The sequence below is a fragment of the Helicobacter sp. MIT 21-1697 genome, from assembly GCF_026241255.1.
In the GTDB taxonomy this organism is placed as follows: Bacteria; Campylobacterota; Campylobacteria; order Campylobacterales; family Helicobacteraceae; genus Helicobacter_C.
In genome coordinates this window covers 242,722-264,862 of record NZ_JAPHNC010000001.1, presented here as the reverse complement: position 1 = coordinate 264,862, position 22,141 = coordinate 242,722, and the positions used below count along the sequence as shown (strand labels likewise).

Genomic DNA, 22,141 nt, shown 5'->3' with positions numbered 1-22,141 from the left:
CGATGAGAAGTATCAAGTGCGCTATTTTATTTAGCGGAAATGGAAGCAATATGCAAAATCTTATAGAATCTTTGCATAATAAAATATTTTATGATAATGCTAACAATCCTGTGCGCCTTGAAACCACACTCACTCTTTGTAATAATCCCTCTGCTTATGGCATTACACGCACTCATCATCTGGCTATACCTTGCAAAATTATCAATCACAAAGATTTTTCCTCACGCAGTGATTTTGATAATGCTATGATAGAGATGCTCCGCGCGCATTCCATAGATATTGTGCTTTTAGCTGGTTTTATGCGCATTCTTACATCTTGCTTCACACAAGCCTATCAAACAATCAATATCCACCCATCATTTTTACCAGAACATAAGGGTGCAAACGCCATTAAAGAAAGTTTTAATTCTACCCAATCTTATGGTGGCGTAAGTGTGCATTGGGTGAATGAAGAACTTGATAGTGGAGAAATTATTGCGCAAGAAAAATTACACAAGATTCCAAATGAAAGCCTTGAAGATTTCACATCTAGAATCCACGCCCTTGAATACTCTCTCTATCCGCGCGCTATTTTACTCGCACTTGGATTAAAAGATTCAGTCAAAAGTGTAGAGGAATTACAATGAGTTATCCTATTGAAACCTTAAGTGCTTTTAGCATTTTTGTCCTCCTTATTTTATTTGCTTCACCTATCAGTAGCCTTACGCGTATTCCTATTGTAGTAGTAGAGATGATTTTAGGAGCTATTGCTGCGCATTTTTTTACCTTCCTTAATGATTCTCAAGAAATACATATTGTTGCAGAAATAGGATTTTTATTTTTAATGTTTTTATGCGGCTTGGAAGTAGATATTAAATCTTTTGCCAAGCTTGGCAAGCCCTTTTTGCTCCAAACCTTAGCCTATTTTTGCACACTCTATGGCATTACTTGTATTGTTGTTTTTAGCGCAAAACTTTCTTATGTGTATATTGCAGCCTTTCCTGTTATGAGCTTAGGTATGATTGTAGCACTCATCAAAGATTATGGCAAAGACCAACCTTGGCTTGATTTAGCACTCAAAATTGGAATCTTAGGCGAATTAGTGAGTATTGCCGCACTTGTGATTATTGATGGTGCATCGCGGCACGGAGTAGGAAGTGAGCTAGGAAGAAAACTCTTTATGCTTGCACTTTTCTTGCTTTTTGTCATTTTTGGCTTTAAGGTTGCAAAAGTTATTTTTTGGTGGATACCTCAAGTAAGATTCTTGTTTTTACCAAACAATGATAGCAACTCACAAGACTTACGATTTGTCTTTATGCTGCTTTTTGGCTTCGTGCTTTTAATGATGTTTTTAGAGATTAAAGCCGTGCTTGGAGCATTTTTAGCCGGCACTATTCTCGCCACATTTTTTAAACATAAAGCCGAATTGCCAGAAAAGCTTAATCATTTTGGATTTGGATTCTTTGTGCCATTTTTCTTTGTGCATGTGGGCTCTACACTCAATCTCAACGAAGTCTTTGGCGATACGCAGATTCTCTATCACGCTTTATATCTTGTCATTGGTATGCTTACATTGCGTATTATTAGCGCAAGTATTGTTTTTGGCAAATATTTTAAAAGCGTAAAATTCACGCTACTTTTTGCCCTCAGCGATTCTATGCCACTTACCTTTTTGATTGCTACTGCTACTTTAGGTAAAAGTATTGGCGAACTCAACGATACACTTTATGCGTCATTTGTGCTTGGTGCGATTTTGGAGGGCATTATTTTTAGTGTGCTTATTAAAATTGTATATGTTTTTTGGAAAACACCCAAACAAAAGGAAAAATAATGCAAAATCCTACCCCTACTCGCCAAACTTGGAGCTCTAGCCTCACTTATGTTTTAACCGTTGCAGGAGCGACTATTGGCTTTGGGGCAACTTGGAGATTCCCATATCTTGTGGGCGAAAATGGTGGTGGCGCGTATGTGCTTGTGTTTATCCTTGCAATGATTTTAGTGGGAATCCCTGTGATTTGGGTAGAAAATGTCATCGGCAGACGCGCACATAAAAATGCAATTGATGCCTTTGGTGGAGAGATAAAGGGCAAAAGCATATCGCGTGTATATAAAATTATTGGATATTGTGGTATTGCAGGGGCATTTGGGATTATGGCATATTATATGGTGCTAGGCGGCTGGGTGATTACTTATATCACAAACATTTTAAGTGGGGAGCTCAACCTCTCTTCGCCCATTGATAAAGAACTCGCCCAAAGCTTTTATAATGCCAACATAGAACACAATCCACTAATGGTTGGCATTTGGACAAGTGTATTTGTCGCTATAAATTGGGTGATTCTCAAAAAAGGCATTATTGATGGCATTGAGCGCAGTATGAAATATTTAATGCCTCTACTTTTTATCTGCTTATTTATTATTGTTATTCGTAATCTCACGCTTCCGGGAGCAATGGAGGGGGTGAGATTCTATCTTTTGCCTGATTTTAGCAAAATCACTGCCAAACTCTTTATTGATGTGCTTGGGCAAGTTTTCTTTGCGCTCTCACTTGGTTTTGGCGTGATGATTACACTCTCTTCATATCTGCAAAAAAATGAAAATATGATTAAAACCGCTGTTGCCACAGGCGTACTCAACACTCTTATTGCGCTCTTAGCTGGATTTATGATTTTTCCTTCACTCTTTAGTTTTGGGTTAGAGCCAAATCAAGGACCAAGCCTTGTATTTCAAACGCTCCCTATCGTATTTTCACATATTTATTTTGGCAATGTCCTAGCCCTTGTCTTTTTCTTGCTCCTCATCACTGCGGCACTCACCACTTCTTTGCCTATTTATGAAGTGATTATCACCGCACTTTATGAAAAGTGCCATATCTCACGCGTTAAGGCGATTAATATCACACTTGGTTTTATATTCATCTGTGGGAATCTCCCCTGTATCCTCTCTTATGGAGCGTGGGAACATATCACTTGGAATGGCAAAAATATTTTTGATAACTTTGATTTTATCAGCGGGAATATCCTCTTTGTGCTTACTTCGCTTGGCACACTGCTTTTTGTAGGCTATGTTCTCAAAGACGCAGCAAAAAAAGAGCTAAGCAATAATGGCAGCCTGAATCCACAACTTGTAGGCATTTGGTATGGATATGTTAAATATATTTTACCCTTTGTCATTATGCTGATTTTTATCGCCGGTGTATTCCCTGAAACACTTAAAAATTTCCTAGCTTATTTACAACTATTTTTTAAGATTCTATGATTCCTGCCAATGAAAATCTCTTTTATACTTCTATTTATTTTATGTGTAGGGATAAACGCAAATACTTTACACACAACAAAAACCAATGCCCTTAGCATTTATGGCACGCCAAAATATCTGCAAAACTTCACACATTTTGATTATGCTAATCCCAATGCTCCAAAAGGTGGCACAATGAAGGGCTTTGCGCTTGGCACTTTTGATAGCCTCAATCCCTTTGTGCAAAAAGGCAACCCCGCTGCAGAACTCACCACGCTCGTATATAATACGCTCACACACCAAAGCCTTGATGAGCCTTTTAGTGAATATGGGCTGATTGCAGATTCTATGACAAAGGGAGCGGATTTTATTATCTTTCATATCAATCCACAGGCGAGATTTAGCGATGGTGTGAGAGTGAGTGCAAAAGATGTTGCCTTTAGTTTTGAGACACTTATGACTAAGGGCAAGATAGAGTTTAAGCGATATTATGCCGATGTCAAAAGCGTAAAAGTGCTCAATGAGAGTGAAGTAGCATTTTATTTTAAGAGCGATTCTAACAAAGAGCTGCCTTTAATCTTAGGGCAGCTGCCCATTTTGCCTGCACATATTTATCTCAAAAATGGTAAAAATACTTTTGGTGATAATCCTTTGGATTTACCCATAGGCAGTGGCGCGTATAGAGTGAAAAAATTTGACTTAGGACGAAGTATCACTTATGAGCGCAACCCTCACTATTGGGCACAAAATCACCCCACACAAAAGGGAATGTATAACTTTAATCAAGTCATTATAGAATATTACAAAGACGCTTCTGTGGCGCAAAATGCTTTTATGGCTGGAGAATATGACTATCGCATAGAATCTTCAGCTAAAGTATGGGCAAACGACTATGAAGGAAGAGCAAAAAAAGAGGGAAAAATTATTTTACAAAGCTTCAAACATCAGCTTCCAAGCACATTTCAAGGCTTTTTTTTCAATACGCGCAATCCGCTTTTTGCTGATAAAAGAGTGCGAGAGGCATTATTTTATGCGTTTGACTTTGAATGGAGTAATAAAAATTTATTTTTCAATCAATATGAGCGCACAAAGCATATTTTTAATAACTCGCCTTTTGCAAGCTCTGGGATTCCTCAAGGCAGAGAGCTAGAGATACTTCTGCCATACAAAAATAAACTTGATTCTAGAATCTTTACTCAAAACTACATTATCCCCCGCACCGATGGCGCAAAAGTGCGGGGAGAAAACTTAAGAGAAAATCTCAAATACGCAAGAGATTTGCTTAAAAGTGCGGGATTTTATATCAAAAATGGCAGACTTTATTCACCACAAGGCAAACCTTTTACTTTTGAGATTCTTATCTCTTATGAAGCCTTTGAGCGCATCTGCTTGCCTTTTGTAAAAAATCTCCAAAAACTCGGTATCACCGCCACAATCAAAAAAGTAGATGATTCACAATACATCAATCGTGTGCGCACTTTTGCATATGATATGGTTATTGAGCTTTTGGGACAAAGCCTATTTCCGGGTAATGAGCAAAATTATTATTGGAGTTCTGCAGTGGCAGATACAAATGGAAGCAAAAATTTTGCAGGAGTGAAAGAGCCTGTGGTAGATGAACTCATTAAGCAACTATTAAATGCTCAAGATGAAAATGAACGCATAGCTATTGGCAGGGCACTAGATAGAATCTTGCTGTGGGGATTTTATGCTATCCCGCATTTTAATCTCCCTGCTTTTCGTGTAGCATATTGGCGTAAAATTGAGATGCCAAGCATTGCTCCACCCTATGGCATTGACCCATATTTGTGGTGGGAGAGGACTAAAAATAATCCTAAGAAGCCAAAAAGCTAGGGATTGCTATAATGTTTCTTTTAAAAATTCTAACATACTAAAGGAAAATTGTGCCAAAACTTAAAGAGCAACATAATATGCCAAATAGCCTCACAATGTTACGTTCTCTTACTACGAGACGCGATAAAATCATTTTGGCATTTTTGTTTCTTGCTACGATTGGACTTTCGCTTATTGAAACAATGGGTATTAGCATTATTATGCCCTTTATTACTTTTGCCAGCAATCCTCAAATGATTTTTTCATATTGGATTTCAGCAGAAATTTACGAAAAACTCCAAATGCCCGATACACTGCATTTTATGTATGCTTTTAGTGGGCTATTGCTTGGATTCTATGTGTTTCGCGCAATATATAATACACTTTATAGTTATGCACTCTCGCGTTTTGCTTTTGGGAAATTTCATTTTTTCGCTTATCGGCTTTTTTGTAAGAGTGTAGAATTAAGCTATCTTGATTTTACAAATAAAAAACTAGATGAAATTCGCCAAAGTATTGTCAATGAGGCAAATAATACATCACTTTATTTGATGAATTTATTACAACTTGCCTCTGAATTTTTTACCATTATGCTTATGTATGCACTGCTTCTTGTTGTGAGCTGGAAAATGACTTTAGTGCTTACTCTTTTACTAGGTGTGCAAGTGGCTTTTATACTCAAATTCCTCTCAAATAAAATTAAAGATAATGGAAAAATCAATATAGAAGTGAATACCAAAGTCAGCGAAATCATCACTAAAACCTTTGGAAACTTCAAATTTATCAAACTCAAAGGCAACCAAAAAGAAATTTATGATGCGTTTGAATCTATCTCTCGTGAGCGCACAAAAGCCGAAATTACCACGCATACACTTATGCCTTTGCCACGCATAATCCTAGAAACTATTGGCTTTAGTGTGCTTATTGCCTGTGTAGCATACATTCTCTTTAAATACCAAGATGCGAGTGCAGTGATTCCTATCATTTCTATGTATGCCCTTGCTCTTTATAGAATCCTCCCTGCTCTCTCGCGTATTCTCAATAATCTCAACTATATGAATTATTATACATCTGCACTCAAAAAAGTATATGAAAACCTCATCTATCATACAGAATACGAAGATAATGAACCCTGTGATTTTCAACATTCCATCGTGCTTAAAAACATAGATTTTGCTTATGTAGATAATAAACCCATTTTGCAAAATTTCTCTCTTAGCATAAAAAAAGGTGAAAAAGTCGCCTTTATAGGAGAGAGTGGAGCGGGGAAAAGCACTTTGGTAGATATTATCATTGGTATTTATAAGCCTCAAAAGGGACAATTACTTGTAGATAATGTGCCCATTAATAATCACAATCTTCGCTCTTGGCGGAAAAAAATTGGCTATATCCCGCAACAAATCTATCTTTTTGATGGAAGTGTCGCAGAAAATATTGCTTTTGGCTCAAAACTTGATGAGCAAAAAATAAGAGAAGTATGCAAAAAAGCTCAAATTCTTGACTTTTTAGAATCTCATCAAGGCATTCATACACGCGTGGGCGAAGGAGGCATTTTGCTAAGTGGCGGACAAAAGCAAAGGATAGGTATTGCTAGAGCAATTTATGATGATCCAGAGATTCTTGTGCTTGATGAAGCCACCTCTGCACTTGATAATCAAACAGAATCCGATATTATGGAACAAATCTACGATATTGCAGGCAATAAAACACTTCTTGTTATTGCTCACCGCTTAAGCACAATTGAACATTGTTCGCGCAAAATTGAGATTCTAGGAAGTAACGGGGGGGGGGTGATAATAAATGAAACACTATCTTGATTTTATCTCGTGCAAAGATTTGCAGAGCAATAGTCTTTTCGCATTTCTTAAATGTAGTGAAAATGAGGGGAAAATTTTGCAATTTATGGCAAAAGCTTTACTTGAGGGAGAAATGGATTTCATCGTGCATATCCTGCTCGCTAAAGTCTTCCCGCACAAGGACACATCAATCCCACAAGGTGAGCATAGCCTTGCATTTTTGCCTCATATTCGCAATTTGATTGAATTAGGTTGGGTTACCCAAAGCTCATTTTTACAGCCTAAACTCACCGACATTGCACTCCTTGAGCTCTATAATGACAATATTTGTCTCACACACACCTTTTTAAAGCTCCTTGAAGATGGCACACTTAATGTTGATTTGCCCGAAATTACTCCCTATGAAGACCATCTTGAATATCTCAAAGATCGCTTTGCACACATTGATTTGCTCCACAAAATGAGTGAGCTTAAATTTTCACAAAAAATAGATTCTCCTTCTCTTTTGCGTGCAAATTATCGTCTCAAGCTCCTTGAAGATACTATCAATTCACGTTTAAAGCTTACAACCAAAGACATTAGTATCATTAAGCTCATCAAAGAACATCATTTAGAACAAAAAGAGCAGGTTATCTTTTTTGCTCTGCTTAAAGAGGAATATTCAAGTAGCGAAGAGAATCTACGCGATATGAACGCCTTGCTTGAGCTTATTAGCCTTGATGAATATGATAAAATCAAACATCGCTCCTTACTTGATGAAAATTCCCATCTTGTGCAAAAGGGTTTGATAGATTATGATGAATTACTCAATCCTTTTGGAGGCATATCACGCACATTTTTTATCCCTGAAGAGATACTTCAAAACATCATTCACCCCAACAAAAAAAAGAAACGTACCAAAATCAGTCTTGATTCTATCATTAAAGAGCAAGAGATTTTTGAGCTCATAGAACCAAAACAAAATATCAATGATGTGATTTTACATTCCAGCACGCGCGAGATTTTGGATAATCTCTTGGCTCAAGTCAATAGCAATGTGATTTCGCTGCTTAGACTTTGGGGGATAAAAGATAAGAAAAAAGGCATTGATGCAAAAATCTTACTCTATGGTGCAGCTGGCACAGGAAAAACACTTACTGCTCTAGCGTTGGCTAAAAGCCTTAAAAAGCAAGTGTTAAGCTTTGACTGCTCAAAGATTCTCTCTATGTATGTGGGAGAATCCGAAAAAAATGTGCGTAAAATTTTTGATAGCTACCAAGAAATTTGCAAAAAAATTAAAAATGAGCCTATTTTGCTCCTTGATGAAGCTGACCAATTTCTTAGCACGCGCGCAAGCAGTGGGAATAGTGCAGATAAAATGCACAATCAAATGCAAAATATTTTTTTAGAGCAAATTGAACGTTTTGAGGGTATTTTAATTGCTACAACAAATCTTTTAGAAAACTTTGATAGCGCATTTTCGCGGCGATTTAATTATAAAATTGAATTTAAACGTCCAAATAAAGAGCAAAGAATCGCCTTGTGGCTCAAATATCTGCCAAAAAATGCGGATTTTGGTGTAGATTCTAAAGAAAATCTTGCCAAAGCCCTTGCAGAATATGATTTAAGCGGAGGGCAGATTAGTCTTGTCATCAAAAATACCGCCTATAAAGTTGCCACAAAAAAAGAACCCATTTTTACGCAACAAGACTTTATTACACATATCAAAGCCGAGCTAAGTGGAAATTTTGATGGCACTAAAAGTATGGGTTTTAGAAGTTAATTAAAACTTCTTCTTATTCACATCATTGAGAATATCATCAGCGATTTGATTGACATTTTGCGCAATATCATTGGTAGCATTTGCTACACCCACATTGCTATCAGTAAGAGTTTCTAGCTGGGAGATAGTCTCATTAATCTGTTCAATCCCTAAAGTCTGCTCTTTGATAGATTCGCTCATTTCATTAATGCCCTGCACCAAAACATTTACATTCGCCTCAATTTCATTGAGTGATTTAGTCGTTCTTTCCGCCAACTTTCGCACCTCATCAGCCACAACCGCGAATCCTCTGCCGTGTTCTCCTGCTCTTGCTGCTTCAATAGCAGCATTAAGTGCAAGGAGGTTTGTTTGGTCTGCTATATCTCTAATAATAGCGACAATATTTTTTATATCCTCTGCTTGATGCGTAACTTCAGTCGTCTTCTCATTGACATTGTGCATAGAGCTAGAGATTTCTTCAATAGAAGAAGCGGATTGTTGCAAAGAACTTGCTTGAGAGGCATTACCATCTAGGAGATTGTTCATAGATTCTTGCAAATGATGTGTTTGCTGGACAAGTTTTTTAGCATATTCATCAGAGGAGCGAAGCATTTTTTTAATCTCTTCGCCTAAAATATTCGTAGTCTTCTCTACATTACCTTGTGCATTAGGCACTTCTGTCGTAAAATCAAGGGTTTTATATGATTCAAATACACGATGAATCTCATTCATATTGCTCCCTACTCTATGTTGCAAGACATCAAGCATAGCGTTAAGAACATTTTTAAGCTCTATTAATTGTGGATTATAAGGATTCTCTATGATTCTTGCTGTTAAATCTCCCTCTTCTATCGCCTTGGCGGTTGAGACAGATTGCTCTATTGCCTTTTTATCTTGCTCTAGTCCTTTTTGGACATCTTGTATGCTTTGGTTGATTTCTTGTGCCATTATGCCAAATTCATCATTTGCCTTTGGTGTTAAAAGCACAGGAGGCGTATCCACCTCGTGACGGATATATTTGAAAAAGTCAAAGAGCAGAGCAGAAATATTTTTAAGCCTTGCGACAATTTGCGTGCGGATAAAAATAAACATCGCAAACATCACAATAACAATAATAGCAATATTCGCGCCTATCATTGTGGCTCTCAATTTTGAGACAGATTCATAAATAGAACCCTCCGGCGCTGAAACAATAAGCGTCCATACACTCGTATCATCACTATCACCGATATGAATATTTGCCACAGCGGTATAGCTCATTTCACCAAGCGAATTGATATAGCTATAAATCCCCTCAATTTGGTTTTCAATAGCGTGTTTAAGCTCATTCATCGTAGGGCTTTGATTGACTTCTCGCAAATATTTGCCCAAAAATTCCTTTCTCCCGTGTGCTGCAATAGTAGAATCAGTCGCATACACGCCTTTGAAGTCGCCCTTATAAATAGAATTTTTAGGGTCTTGGAGTGTTGCTGTAATGGTTGATAAGTCAATAAATACCCCTAAAACGCCTTTTACTGCGCCATTTTTGTCTATTAAAGGTTGATTAATCCCCATACCAAAGTATTCTTTCCCATCAATACTTACCCACAAGGGTCTGCCCACACTTGGTTTGCCTGTGGTTAGAGCTTCTTGCACACTCCCAAAATTTGCAATCACATCACTTGCTTGGATAATGCGACTTTTCTTGTTCCCCTCATTAACAACAAGCACCATAAACTCGCCATTAGGCAGTTTATGCTTAGGATTAGTGATATTTGCGCCTTTGTATCGCTCATCTTTAAGATACACATAGCCAAAGTTCCCCCATTCATTGCTATTAAACATATCCATCACATCTTCTTGCAAAATAGCTTGCGTGCCATTTTGCACATCACGTATAACAAAATCCTTAGAAGCATTCACTGCGACATAGATTTCATTAAAAATCCCTCCTACCCAATTTGCCTCGCGTTTGGAGGCATTGACAAGCATTTTATTTGCTTCATTCATTTGAATGCTTTGAGAAATTTTTACAATAATAATCGTTACAGCCAACATACAAACAATCAATATGCTTGAAAAGCCTAATATAATTTTTGCACCAATGCTTAAAGAACGAAAGAATTTCATTATGTCTCCTTTAACCAAACCTAAAAAAGAAAAGTGTGTTTTGTATAAAGCTTGAATGAAAATATATCAAAAAAAAAAAAAACGATACTTAAAAAGATAGATAAACCTAGCTATAATTGCAAAATCATAAACAAAGGCAGAGTATGCAAGATATATCCAAATCTTATCTTGAACGTGTAGTAGGTATATTGCCTCGCCGATATGGACTAAAAAAGGATAGAATCTTCCTTTATGGTGCGCCCGCTGTGGGCAAAAGTGCCTTAGCGTTTTTTCATTCTGTTTGGCATAAAAAGACGCTTTATATTAACTGCGCTGATTGCCGCACTGATATAGAATCTGCCAATGCGTTTATTCTCAAATCCTACCTTGAGCGCAATCTTGAGCTACTCATTGTAGATAATTACACACCTGCTATCTCTTTGCCTAACCTTTCTCATATTATCCTTATTGCTCCCTCAATAGCACACTGCCCAAAAGACTTCACGCCTAAACATATACGCGCTTTAAGCTTTGAGGAATATGTAAGCTTTGATAATAAAAATATCTCCATTAGCAATCTCTTTAATCTTTTCCTCAAAGAGGGTAATCTCCCTGAAATCCAGCGACTGCAACCAAGTTATAAAATCACGCGCAAACAAGAGATTCTTAAACTCGCACTTAAAAATAACTTTGCTTTATTTTGCTCACTTTTGTCTATGCAAGGGCAAAAGCTCACTATCAATCACATCTACACGCTTTTAAAAAAATCTCACAAAATCTCCAAAGATAAAATTTATCCGTGGCTTAGTTCTCTTGAAAAATGCGGTATCATCTCTCTTGTGCCACATAGAAAAAATGCAAACAAAAAGCTCTATTTTTATGATTTCACGCTGCCACTTTGTGTGCGAAATGAAAAAAATCTCATTGCTATTTTAGAAAATATGCTTTTATTAGAGCTCTACGCCAAACTTGAGCGCACTGGAAAGAGTGATATTATAGAATATGGCGATGTGGGAGAGTTTGTTTGCGCACTGGGTATCTTTTTGTTCCTCCCATTTGCCACACAAGAACATATAGAATCCAAACTCGCTACATATACACAAAAGACGCATATGTATATCATCACATTAAATTTTGAGGGAAAAGGAAAGATAAAAAATATTACATATCAAGCAATGAGTTTTATTAACTTCGCGCTTGAGTGGGAAGCAGAGAATCTACCCCTTTAGCAAATAAGGGCAGATTCTATTTTAATATTACAGCATTTAATATTACAGCACGAGATTCTATGAAAGAATCTCATATCCTTGCATTAAAATTGCAAACCAATCTCCACCATACCTGTGAGATTTTGCGTTTTGGGATAACTCGCGCCATAGCCTGTGGCAGTCTTTGCTAAGTCATCATATTTTGCTTTGAGATTCATAAAATAAGCAAAATTTTCACTTAGTTTATAGCTAAAGCCAATATGTGCTTTAATAATATGGCTATAATCTTTGACACGCGAATGCACATCATCAATGGTATAGGCAATATAGAAAGGATACCAATAGCCTACATTATATTCAATGCTCATTTTACCACTGCCATAGAGAAAGCCTTGCAAATCAAGCCCGACAAGATGCATACTATGTTCCAACTGCGTAGAATCAGCGAATCTTTGTGTCCCCAAATCCCACGAATAGCCTACGCCAAGATAAATGGGGGCATTTTGTGAAGTGATATTCACACCATATTTAATATGTGCAGCACCCCTATAAAGAGTTTTATTTGATGAGCTGTCCTTTTCTTTCAGTGAAGCAATGGCAATGCCATCTGTGCCGCCCTCACTCCAAAAGCGTCCATTTGCGAAAAAACTTCTGCCTACAAAAGTCAAATACCCACCTGTGGCAGCAAAATCTCTCCCGCCTGTATCAGCATCATAAGAGCTATACAAACCACCTACACCTATGCGAAAATCGCTTCTATCCTCAGCATATAAAGAACTCACACATACTAATACTAACAAAGGAAAAAAGAATCTTTTGAAATTCATCACTACTCCTTATGATTCAAATATAAATTGTGATGCTTTGCAATGTATTGAAAACATCACGGCATTATTTTAATATGCTGAAAATAAAATTTTTTTTAAAATTTAGGGGTATTATTTTACATACTTTTATAAAAAGTAACAGCAATAAAATAAAGATTTCAATGCAAAAAATGCCTTGTGTGCGTGAAATACATCGCTATACTATACTCATTGCACGCAGCTATCACTTCATCATCGCGGATACTCCCACCGGGCTGAATAATCGCGCTCACGCCATTGCAATGAGCCATATCCACACTATCGCGGAATGGAAAAAACGCCTCTGAAGCGCATACACAACCATTGAGATTGAGATTCATATCTTTTGCCTTTGCAAGAGCTGCCCTTGAGGCATCAACGCGACTTGTCATACCCATACCAATACCCACAAGCGCGCCATCTTTGACATAGGCTACACAATTTGATTTTGTAAGCGCAGCAATGATATAGGCGATTTTCAAATCTTGCCTTTGATTCTCACTTGCGGCACTCTCACTCACAAGCGTGGCATTATCTATCTCGCTCTCTTGCACATTATCGCTCTCTTGGAAAAGCACACCTCCTTGTATATGCTTAAAATCAAAAGTATCATTTGGCAGCGATACATAAGGAGCATTTTGTGTAAAGATTTTCATACGCTTTTTGCCCTCAAAGACTGCAAGTGCCTCATCTGTAATATCCCCAGCTACAAGCACCTCAACAAAGATTTTATTCATCTCTTGGGCTAAGGGCAAATCCACAATGCCATTTACTGCCACTACTCCGCCATACGCGCTCACGCTATCACACGCAAGGGCGTGAATATAAGCATCTAAAAGTGAATCTTTAAGGGCAAACCCGCAAGGATTGCCGTGTTTAATGATACTCACTGCTTTTGCATCTTTACCAAAGCTTGAAGCAAGCTTCATTGCGGCATTTATATCAGTGAGATTATTGAAACTTGGCTCACCTTTTTTTATCTCAAAATGCTCTCTCCAAAAGCTCCCAAACTCATAGAGTGCGCCTTTTTGGTGTGGATTCTCTCCATATCGCGTTTGGAATACCCTCTGCCCTGTGATAAATACCCTCTCTCCAAATCCCCCATTAAATCGCTTATTCATATAATTGGCAATCGTGCTATCATAATCTGCTGTATGTGAAAAAGCTTTTATCATCATTTTTTGACGAAGCTCAAGTGTGTTGTTACCTGTGCGCAAAGATTCTATAATGTCTTTATAATCATTTTTATCAGTAATCACAAGCACACTTGCATAATTTTTTGCGGCAGAGCGCACCATTGCAGGACCGCCAATATCAATGTTTTCAATAATCTCTCCAAAGTCATCTGTGCGCTCTATGGTTTGTTTGAAAGGATAAAGATTCACACATACAATGCTAATGCTTTCAATGCCCTTTTGTTGCGCCATTTGGCAATCACATTCACATTCGCGGCGATAGAGTATCCCGCCGTGAATCTTAGGGTGCAAGGTTTTCACCCGCCCATCAAACATCTCCTCACTCTGCGTATATTCTCCCACATCAATGGCTTTTATTTGAGAATCTTCTAAAAGCTTGAGTGTGCCACCTGTGCTTAGAATCCTATAACCTAACTTCACTAAATCCTGTGCAAATTCTACAATACCCTCTTTATCACTGACGCTTAATAACGCATACATATCTGTCCTTATTAGTGTAAATTTTGGTAATATTGTAGCTATATTTTTTATAGAGGGCAATAAATGATATGCGTCTTTGATTGTGAAACAATCCCAGATTTTGACTTGCTTCAAGCTACTTTTGACTATGAGGGCGACCCTTTAGACATCGCACAAAGCGCATTTAAGGCTCAATATGAAAAAAGCGGAAGTGAATTTCTCCCTGTGTGCTTCCATCGTGTGATAAGCATAAGCAGTGTGCTTTGTGATGACTTCGGGCATTTTCGTAAAGTAGGGCATTTTGGGCAGGGATTTTTAGATTGTGTGCAAGAGGGCACAGATTGTTTATCAAAAGAGTTTTTGGATGATTTAGAATCTGCGCTTTTAAATGAGTTTTGGCAGTTTTTTAATAAGAATAATCCAAAACTTGTAAGCTTCAATGGACGAGGCTTTGACTTACCTACTCTTGCTCTACGCTCTATGCGCTATAATATCAGTGCTTATGCCTATTTTGAACAACATAACCCAGCACATAATAAAACCAAATGGGATAATTATCGCCAACGATATAGCGAGATGTTTCATACAGATTTGCTTGATAGCTTGGGACAATTTGGGGCAGTGCGTGGGCTCAATCTCAATACGCTTTGTCGTATGCTTGATATGGTAGGCAAATATGATATGAGCGGCGAGCAAGTGTATCAAACTTATCTTGGTGGAGAAAACACTTTAGAATCCAAAAAAGCGGCACTTGAGAACATTAATCACTATTGCCATAGTGATGTGCTCAATACTTATTGGCTCTATTTGAAATATGAATTGCTTAAAGGCACTCTCTTAGAAAATGACTATTATGCGCTGCTTGCAGAATTTTGCGAAAAACTCCCTCAAGATAAGCCTTATTCAGATATTTTCACTCAAAGCCTTCAAAAACATATACAATCTTATGCGCAAAAATTCAAAGCAGATTCTTGACACAAAGGAAAGAAATGAATACCCCTTATACTACTAAAAGCGGCGAAATTACTACCAAAGCCCAGCTTATCTCCGAGATAGAACAACTCCTTAATGCAATCCCCACTTCGCATACTACGCTCTCTCCTGCCGTTATGGGCACTCTCTCTTGTGTAGATTTGGAAAATGTGCGTGATACTCTTTTACAAAAAAGCAATGATGTGATTGCACAGAATAAACAATGGCTTTTAGGGCTTGCCAATGAGTAAGCTTCGCGTTGGTATTATTAATTATGGCGTAGGCAATCTCGGCAGTGTGCAAAATGCCTTTACTTTTGTGCAAACACATTTTAGCGATATATTGCCGCATACACTTGAAGTCAAAATAGAATCTCACCCCGAAAAACTACAAGAATATGATAAGCTTTTATTGCCCGGTGTTGGAGCATTTGGCAATGCAATGGCACATTTAAAAGATTCTCATTTAGATGAGGCTATTAAAGAATTTGCCCAAAGTGGCAAATATCTTATTGGGATTTGTCTAGGAATGCAGCTACTTTTTGAGCAAAGTGCAGAATTTGGCAATCATAAAGGATTGGGACTTATTGAGGGTGAAGTGGTGAGGTTTGGAGATATTGCACCGCTCAAAGTGCCTCATATCGGGTGGAATAGCTGTGATTTTACGCCTCAAGGAGTAGATTCTAAGCTTTTTACAGGTATTGCTGATGGAAGCTTTTTTTATTTCGTGCATAGCTTTCATATACAAACACAGCCGAGATTTATCCTCGCTCAATGCACTTATAGCTATCCCTTTGGCGCTATTGTTGCTAAAGATAACCTTTTTGCGATTCAAGCTCACCCCGAAAAAAGCCATAATGTAGGCTTAAAACTCCTTGCAAATTTTCTTGCCCTATGATATTTTGCCATTTACCTAGTTGTTGTTTTAGTTTATTATAGTAATGGAAAATTTTTATTATTTGTAAGGAGCAAAATATGATTGATTTAGCAATTATAGGTGGTGGTCCAGCTGGGCTAAGTGCAGGTTTGTATGCGACAAGAGGTGGCATTAAAAATGTGGTGCTTTTTGAAAAAGGAATGCCCGGCGGGCAAATTACAGGGAGCAGTGAAATAGAAAATTATCCGGGTGTGAAAGATATTGTCAGTGGTATGGAGTTTATGGAACCTTGGCAAGAGCAATGTTTTCGCTTTGGCTTACAACACAAAATGAGTGAAGTGAGCCAAATCACAAAGAAAAATGATATTTTTTACATTCACCAAGCTGATGGCAGTATTGATGAAGCAAAAGCAGTCATTTTTTGTGCCGGTGGTAGCCCAAAAAGAGCAAATCTCAAAGGAGAAGATGAGTTTTGGGGCAGAGGCATAAGCACTTGTGCCACTTGTGATGGATTCTTTTACAAAGACCAAGAGGTTGTTGTGCTTGGTGGTGGTGATACAGCGCTTGAAGAGGCTGTATATCTTAGTCGGATTTGCTCTCAAGTGCATTTGGTGCATAGGAGAAATGAATTTCGCGCCGCACCCAGCACAATTGAACACGTAAAGAAAAATGATAAGATTCGCATTGTTACTCCTGCAGTTGTTGAGGAAATCAAAGGTGATACATCAGGCGTAACAGGCGTGTTAATCAAACATACAGATTCAAATACGAGTGAGGAAATCCCTGTTATGGGAATCTTTATCTTTGTAGGCTATAATGTCAATACAGCTACGCTTAAACAAGATGATGGCTCAATGCTTTGTGAATGCGATGAATATGGCAGTATCAAGGTAGATTTAGCAATGAAAACAAGTGTAGATGGACTTTTTGCAGCTGGAGATGTCCGCACACTTGCTCCTAAACAGGTTGTGTGCGCAGCTGGAGATGGTGCAACTGCGGCTTTGCAGGCTATTGCATATTTAGAACATAAATAATATTATTTTATAGAATCCATTATATTTATGAAGGAGAATATATGCTAAAAGTGGGGATTTTTGGTGCTACCGGACGCGTAGGAAAACTACTGATTGAAGAAATACTCAATCACAATCACTTTAATCTCTCAAGTGTATATGTGCGCAATGAATTACAATATTCGCTTCCCTCAAGCACAATGATAACAAAAGACTTTGAGATATTCTTACAATCAAGTGATGTTATTATTGATTTTTCTTCGCCTGAAGCGACAAAAGCACTTCTTGAAGTCGCTCTCTCTTATCCAAAACCGCTTGTCATAGGCACAACAGGCTTGGATAATGATATACAACATCTCCTTGAAAATGCCTCACATACGATGCCCATACTCTATGCAACAAATATGAGCAAAGGTGTGGCAATGCTCAATAAAATCGGTGCATTAGTGGCTGCAACATTAAAAGAAAGTGATATAGAAATCTGCGAAATTCATCATCGTTATAAAAAAGATGCGCCCTCTGGGACTGCTCTTAGTCTCGCTCAAAGCTGCGCAAAAGCACGCAATCTCAAATTGAGTGATGTCCGCATAAGTGGGCGCAATGGCAATATTGGAGAGCGAAGCGCGAATGAAATTGGCGTGATGAGCTTGCGCGGAGGCGATGTTGCTGGAAGGCATACAATAGGATTCTATCTTGATGGTGAATATTTAGAACTTACGCACAATGCTACTTCACGTCTCACTTTCGCTAAAGGCGCACTTGATATGGCAAAATGGATTGTAGAGCAAAAAAATGGTCTTTATGGTATTGAGGACGCACTTGAGATTTAAGCTTTAAGATTTGCTTGTTGGTTTTGTTGCTATACAATCACAGATACAAAATATAACGAGGACAAGTAATGGAAAGCTGGAATGAAGAGTGTGCCATCGTGGGCGTATATAATGTTGATAATGCAGCCCTCTTAAGCTATTACTCACTCTTTGCAATGCAGCACAGAGGGCAGGAAGCAAGTGGGATTTCTGCAAGTAATGGCACAAAAATCACAACTATCAAAAATACAGGTTTAGTAACTAAAATCTTTACACAAAAGCGACTTGATAAACTGCAAGGTCGCTCAAGTATCGGACATAATCGCTATTCAACTGCGGGTGAAGACTCTATAAATGACACACAGCCTATTTTTGCGCGATATGATTTGGGCGAAATGGCAATCGCACATAATGGAAATCTCACAAATGCCAAAGAAGTGCGCGAAATGCTCATTAAAGAGGGGACGATATTTCAAAGTTACCTTGATACAGAAAACCTCATTCACCTCATTGCACGAAGTAAAAAAACATCGCTTACTGATAGAATCATTGATGCTTTAAGCTATATTGATGGGGCATATTGCTTTGTATTTCTCTCACGAAGCAAAATGTTTGCAGTCCGTGATAGATATGGGTTGCGTCCGCTTAGTCTAGGCAAAATACAAAATGAAGATGGAAGCACGGGTTATGTTGTCGCAAGTGAAAGCTGTGCATTTGATCTTATTGGTGCAGAATTTGTCCGAGATGTCAAAGCAGGTGAGATGATTATTTTTGATGGGGCGTATGCCTTGCAGGATTCCCAACCTAAAAGCATTCAAGTTTTTGAGCCAAAGCCACATTCTTGCGTATTTGAATATATATATTTTGCGCGTCCTGATAGCAATGTATTTGGGCATAATGTCTATCAGGCACGCAAACAAATGGGTATAGAGCTTGCCAAAGAACATCAGATTCAAGCGGATATGGTGATTCCTGTGCCAGATTCTGGCGTAGCAGCAGCTATTGGTTATAGCAAACAAAGCGGGATTGATTTTGAGCTAGGATTTATCCGCAATCACTATGTAGGACGCACTTTTATTGAACCTACACAGCAAGAGAGAGAGCTTAAAGTTCGCCTTAAACTCAATCCTATCCGCGAACTCATTGCAAATAAAGATATTATTGTCATTGATGATTCTGTGGTGAGAGGCACGACAAGTAGGCAGATTATTAGAATCTTGCGTCAAGCAGGAGCGCGAAAAATTCATCTCCTTATCAGCTCTCCACCTACAATTTCGCCTTGCTTTTATGGCATAGACACGCCAGATAAAGAACAGCTCATCTGCGCTAATAAAAGCATAGAAGAAGTGCGCAAGCATATCGGTGCAGATTCTCTAGGTTTCCTCTCTCTAAGTGGCTTGACTAAAAGCATAGGCGAAGATAGCTCTTTGTGCAAAGCGTGCTTTGATGGACGCTATATTGATGATTATACCACAGGTGCAGCAATCCCTGCTCCCTTAAAATCCTCTCATTAAGACATTAAATGCGCATAATGTTGAGTGTTGGGCGATATTTTAAAAGGCGTTTTGGCTCGCGCGTGAGGAAGATTCCCATTTCTTTACAAGGATTTACTTGTCCCAATATTGATGGAAGCCTTGCTAAGGGTGGTTGTATCTATTGTGATAACGAAAGCTTCTCGCCAAGCCTGATTAAACTTGATAGAATCTCTGAAGTCAAAATGAATTTTACCCTCACGCAAAATCCCCTTTTGCAAAAGCAACTTCAGCAATTAGAAGAGCAATTTTACTGGCATTCTCAATTTCACCAAGAAAAATTTGGCATAAGCAAATATATGGTGTATTTTCAATCTTATACAAACACTTATGCGCCTTATTCCACACTTAAAGCCCTTTATGATAAAGCATTAAGCTTCCCAAATGTCGTGGGACTAAGCATAGGCACACGCATTGATTGTGTCAAAGATGAAGTGCTTGAACTCTTAGGTGGATATGTGCAAAGGGGGAAAGAGATTTGGCTAGAATATGGAATCCAATCTGTATATGATAAAACTTTAGCAATCACAAATCGCGCACATAACATTGCAGGAGCAAAGGAAATGTTTGCAAAAACGCGTGAGAAAAACATTAAAGTCTGCGCTCACCTCATCTATGGGCTACCTGAAGAAACCCCTGAAATGATGCTCCACTCGCTAGATTCTGTCCTAGAATGGGGCATTGATGGCATTAAGATTCACCCTTTGTATGTCGTTAATGGCACGCGCCTTGCCAAGCTTTATAAAGATGGGCAATATGAGCCTATTAGCATAGAAACCTTTAGTGAGCTTATCGTCAAATCCTTGCAAAAAATCCCACCTAATGTCGTAGTGCAGAGAATCAGTGCAGGAGCGCACGATGAAAGCTTACTTGCTCCTAAGTGGTGTTTTGATAAAAACATTCAAATGCGCTATATTCGTGATAGATTAAAAGAAGTAGGGATAGAATATTAACTTTTTTGTTACTTTTTTGTGTTTAAAGGCTAAAAATCGCATTCTATTTCAAAACTTAAGGTCGTTTTTTTTTTTTTTGTAAAAATAAGATTCCATTTTTAAAGGTATGAATCTAAGAGAGGCAAATGTGTAATGCACTTTTGCCAAATGCTCTATTGAAGGAGAAAAGATGAAAGTGAATGTGCAAATCTTTACACGCGATATGAATGGCAAGGTTAGAGGTGGCGTAATCACACACACTAATGTGCCTCCCAAAAAAATCAAAGAAAAAATAATAGCACATATCAATGATTTGAATATAGAGGACTTGACAAATGTGCAAATCTCCATACAAAATGAAGAAGAAAGAGAATCTAAGCCTTAAAAAGCTTCTTTAATCTTGCCTTGCCAAACTCTACGCCGGGCTGGTCGTAAGTATTGATTTCAAAAAGCTGCCCCATACACGAAGTGAGTATCTCAAAATACGCTATAAGTGTCCCTACACTCTGCTCACATAAGCTCATCACTTCAATACAATCAGTGAGAATCCCCTCATTTTCTATCGTCTGCATTGTGGCAATGCGTTGATTATTGAGCAAAGTAGCAAAACTCTGCATATTCACAAAATTCGTAGATTCTAAAAATGGAATCTCAATATTTGGAATGCTCGGCTGTGCGCTATGGACAGGATTAAGGCTTAAAAAAGTTACACTTTTATCACGCACTCCTTGCACAATAAGTTGCAAAAATGAATGTTGGTCAATACTGCCAATAAGCCCAATGGGCGTTAGCCCTACTCTTTCACCCATAGCATTAATTTTGCCCAAACTCTCGCCCCATAATTGCACATACCACGCATTAAAATGTGTAAAAAGGCTTGAATATGAAAAAAGCACATTCATAGAAACTTGTTTTTTGTGGGCAGCATAAGTGAGTGCTTTATGCAAAATATGCTCTTCTTTGCGCTCAAAAAATCGTTGTGTAATATCCGCTGCACCACGCAAAAGTGAGCGCATATCAAAGCCTAAAATACTAAGAGGCAAAATGCCAACCATACTCAATACAGAAAATCGCCCTCCGACATTTGGTGGGATTACAAAATATGTCAGATTTTCTTTTTGCGCCCAATGCTCAAGTGGAGAATCTTTATCAGTAATCACAAGCAAATGTTGTTTGCTCTGCGCATCTTGAAGTAAATTATATTCTGCAAGCACGAATTTAAGCAAAGATGAAGTCTCAATAGTCGTGCCTGATTTAGAAATGACAATAAAAAGTGTATTTTCACGCTTAATGCCTTGCGTAATCTTAGTGATGTTAATAGGGTCAGTATGCTCCAAAAATAAGAGTTTAAGTGTATTGCGATGAGGCAAATGCTCTAACATAGAATCTATGGCTTTAAGTCCAAGCGAACTTCCACCAATGCCAATAATTACCAAATGAGAGAGGGTATGCAAAAACGCTTTGTTATCATTGACAAAACAAGAGGCTTCATTCATCGCCTCCTGCGCGAAAGGCAAATCATAATAACCACTTTTTTGACTATCTCGCTCCTTACAAATGCTTTCAAAGAGGTTATCACATACTTTTTGATTCTGTGCTTGAAAATGCAATGAAAACGCCACCAT

19 protein-coding genes are annotated in these 22,141 nt (G+C 38.1%); 15 read left to right on the top strand and 4 right to left on the bottom strand.

Annotated features, from left to right (window positions below):
- Positions 1-2: 2 nt before the first annotated feature.
- Genes purN through OQH61_RS01305 form a run of 6 tightly spaced genes read left to right on the top strand, consistent with a single transcriptional unit; the run spans position 3 to position 8,607 of the window.
- On the top strand, positions 3-626 hold the full coding sequence (purN, locus tag OQH61_RS01330) for a phosphoribosylglycinamide formyltransferase (protein WP_266025434.1): 624 nt from the start codon (positions 3-5) through the stop codon (positions 624-626).
- On the top strand, positions 623-1,810 hold the full coding sequence (locus OQH61_RS01325) for a cation:proton antiporter (protein ID WP_266025433.1): 1,188 nt from the start codon (positions 623-625) through the stop codon (positions 1,808-1,810). Before purN ends, OQH61_RS01325 begins: the two co-directional genes overlap by 4 nt.
- Complete coding sequence (locus OQH61_RS01320; RefSeq protein WP_266025431.1) at positions 1,810-3,237, top strand: sodium-dependent transporter; 1,428 nt, start codon at positions 1,810-1,812, stop codon at positions 3,235-3,237. The genes OQH61_RS01325 and OQH61_RS01320 overlap by 1 nt, the downstream gene beginning before the upstream one ends.
- Positions 3,238-3,246: 9 nt before the next feature.
- Positions 3,247-5,070, top strand: a complete 1,824-nt coding sequence (locus tag OQH61_RS01315) for an extracellular solute-binding protein (RefSeq protein WP_266025430.1) — start codon at positions 3,247-3,249, stop codon at positions 5,068-5,070.
- 50 nt (positions 5,071-5,120) lie between these two features.
- Positions 5,121-6,866 carry an ABC transporter ATP-binding protein gene (locus OQH61_RS01310; protein ID WP_266025429.1) on the top strand — a complete coding sequence of 582 codons (1,746 nt, stop codon included), beginning with the start codon at positions 5,121-5,123 and terminating at the stop codon, positions 6,864-6,866.
- Entirely contained in the window at positions 6,850-8,607 is a 1,758-nt protein-coding gene (locus OQH61_RS01305) for an ATP-binding protein (RefSeq protein ID WP_266025428.1), read from the top strand. The genes OQH61_RS01310 and OQH61_RS01305 overlap by 17 nt, the downstream gene beginning before the upstream one ends.
- On the opposite strand, the gene OQH61_RS09565 is transcribed toward OQH61_RS01305, so the two are convergent.
- Positions 8,608-9,048 carry a methyl-accepting chemotaxis protein gene (locus OQH61_RS09565; protein WP_416232488.1) on the bottom strand — a complete coding sequence of 147 codons (441 nt, stop codon included), beginning with the start codon at positions 9,046-9,048 and terminating at the stop codon, positions 8,608-8,610.
- Between the two features lie 1,790 nt (positions 9,049-10,838).
- Here OQH61_RS09565 and OQH61_RS01295 point away from each other — a divergent pair.
- Positions 10,839-11,903 (top strand): ATP-binding protein, encoded by a 1,065-nt coding sequence (locus OQH61_RS01295; protein ID WP_266025427.1) that lies wholly within the window; start codon positions 10,839-10,841, stop codon positions 11,901-11,903.
- 83 nt (positions 11,904-11,986) lie between these two features.
- On the opposite strand, the gene OQH61_RS01290 is transcribed toward OQH61_RS01295, so the two are convergent.
- Together OQH61_RS01290 and purH are read right to left on the bottom strand one after the other, a co-directional pair.
- Positions 11,987-12,709: a hypothetical protein gene (locus tag OQH61_RS01290; RefSeq protein WP_266025426.1), complete on the bottom strand. Its 723-nt coding sequence runs from the start codon at positions 12,707-12,709 to the stop codon at positions 11,987-11,989.
- Between the two features lie 158 nt (positions 12,710-12,867).
- A complete protein-coding gene (purH, locus tag OQH61_RS01285; RefSeq protein ID WP_266025425.1) occupies positions 12,868-14,403 on the bottom strand; it encodes a bifunctional phosphoribosylaminoimidazolecarboxamide formyltransferase/IMP cyclohydrolase in 1,536 nt (511 codons plus the stop codon).
- 63 nt (positions 14,404-14,466) lie between these two features.
- On the opposite strand from purH, the gene OQH61_RS01280 reads away from it, so the two are divergent.
- The 8 genes from OQH61_RS01280 (at position 14,467) to OQH61_RS01245 (ending at position 20,901) form a co-directional block, all read left to right on the top strand.
- Complete coding sequence (locus OQH61_RS01280; RefSeq protein WP_266025424.1) at positions 14,467-15,357, top strand: 3'-5' exonuclease; 891 nt, start codon at positions 14,467-14,469, stop codon at positions 15,355-15,357.
- A gap of 14 nt (positions 15,358-15,371) precedes the next feature.
- Complete coding sequence (locus OQH61_RS01275; RefSeq protein WP_266025423.1) at positions 15,372-15,605, top strand: hypothetical protein; 234 nt, start codon at positions 15,372-15,374, stop codon at positions 15,603-15,605.
- The gene (hisH, locus tag OQH61_RS01270; RefSeq protein WP_266025422.1) at positions 15,598-16,251 is read left to right on the top strand and encodes an imidazole glycerol phosphate synthase subunit HisH; all 654 of its coding nucleotides are present in this window, start codon (positions 15,598-15,600) and stop codon (positions 16,249-16,251) included. Before OQH61_RS01275 ends, hisH begins: the two co-directional genes overlap by 8 nt.
- 77 nt (positions 16,252-16,328) lie before the next feature.
- Positions 16,329-17,264, top strand: a complete 936-nt coding sequence (gene trxB, locus OQH61_RS01265) for a thioredoxin-disulfide reductase (RefSeq protein WP_266025421.1) — start codon at positions 16,329-16,331, stop codon at positions 17,262-17,264.
- Positions 17,265-17,305: 41 nt separating this feature from the next.
- Positions 17,306-18,073, top strand: coding sequence for a 4-hydroxy-tetrahydrodipicolinate reductase (gene dapB / locus OQH61_RS01260; RefSeq protein ID WP_266025420.1), 768 nt, complete (start codon positions 17,306-17,308; stop codon positions 18,071-18,073).
- A gap of 68 nt (positions 18,074-18,141) precedes the next feature.
- The gene (gene purF / locus OQH61_RS01255; protein WP_266025419.1) at positions 18,142-19,566 is read left to right on the top strand and encodes an amidophosphoribosyltransferase; all 1,425 of its coding nucleotides are present in this window, start codon (positions 18,142-18,144) and stop codon (positions 19,564-19,566) included.
- A gap of 8 nt (positions 19,567-19,574) precedes the next feature.
- Entirely contained in the window at positions 19,575-20,537 is a 963-nt protein-coding gene (locus OQH61_RS01250) for a TIGR01212 family radical SAM protein (RefSeq protein WP_266025418.1), read from the top strand.
- A 169-nt stretch (positions 20,538-20,706) separates the two neighbouring features.
- The gene (locus OQH61_RS01245; RefSeq protein ID WP_266025417.1) at positions 20,707-20,901 is read left to right on the top strand and encodes a hypothetical protein; all 195 of its coding nucleotides are present in this window, start codon (positions 20,707-20,709) and stop codon (positions 20,899-20,901) included.
- Here the strand turns inward: OQH61_RS01245 and OQH61_RS01240 are convergent.
- On the bottom strand, positions 20,891-22,141 hold the full coding sequence (locus OQH61_RS01240; protein WP_266025416.1) for a glucose-6-phosphate isomerase: 1,251 nt from the start codon (positions 22,139-22,141) through the stop codon (positions 20,891-20,893). The genes OQH61_RS01245 and OQH61_RS01240 overlap by 11 nt on opposite strands.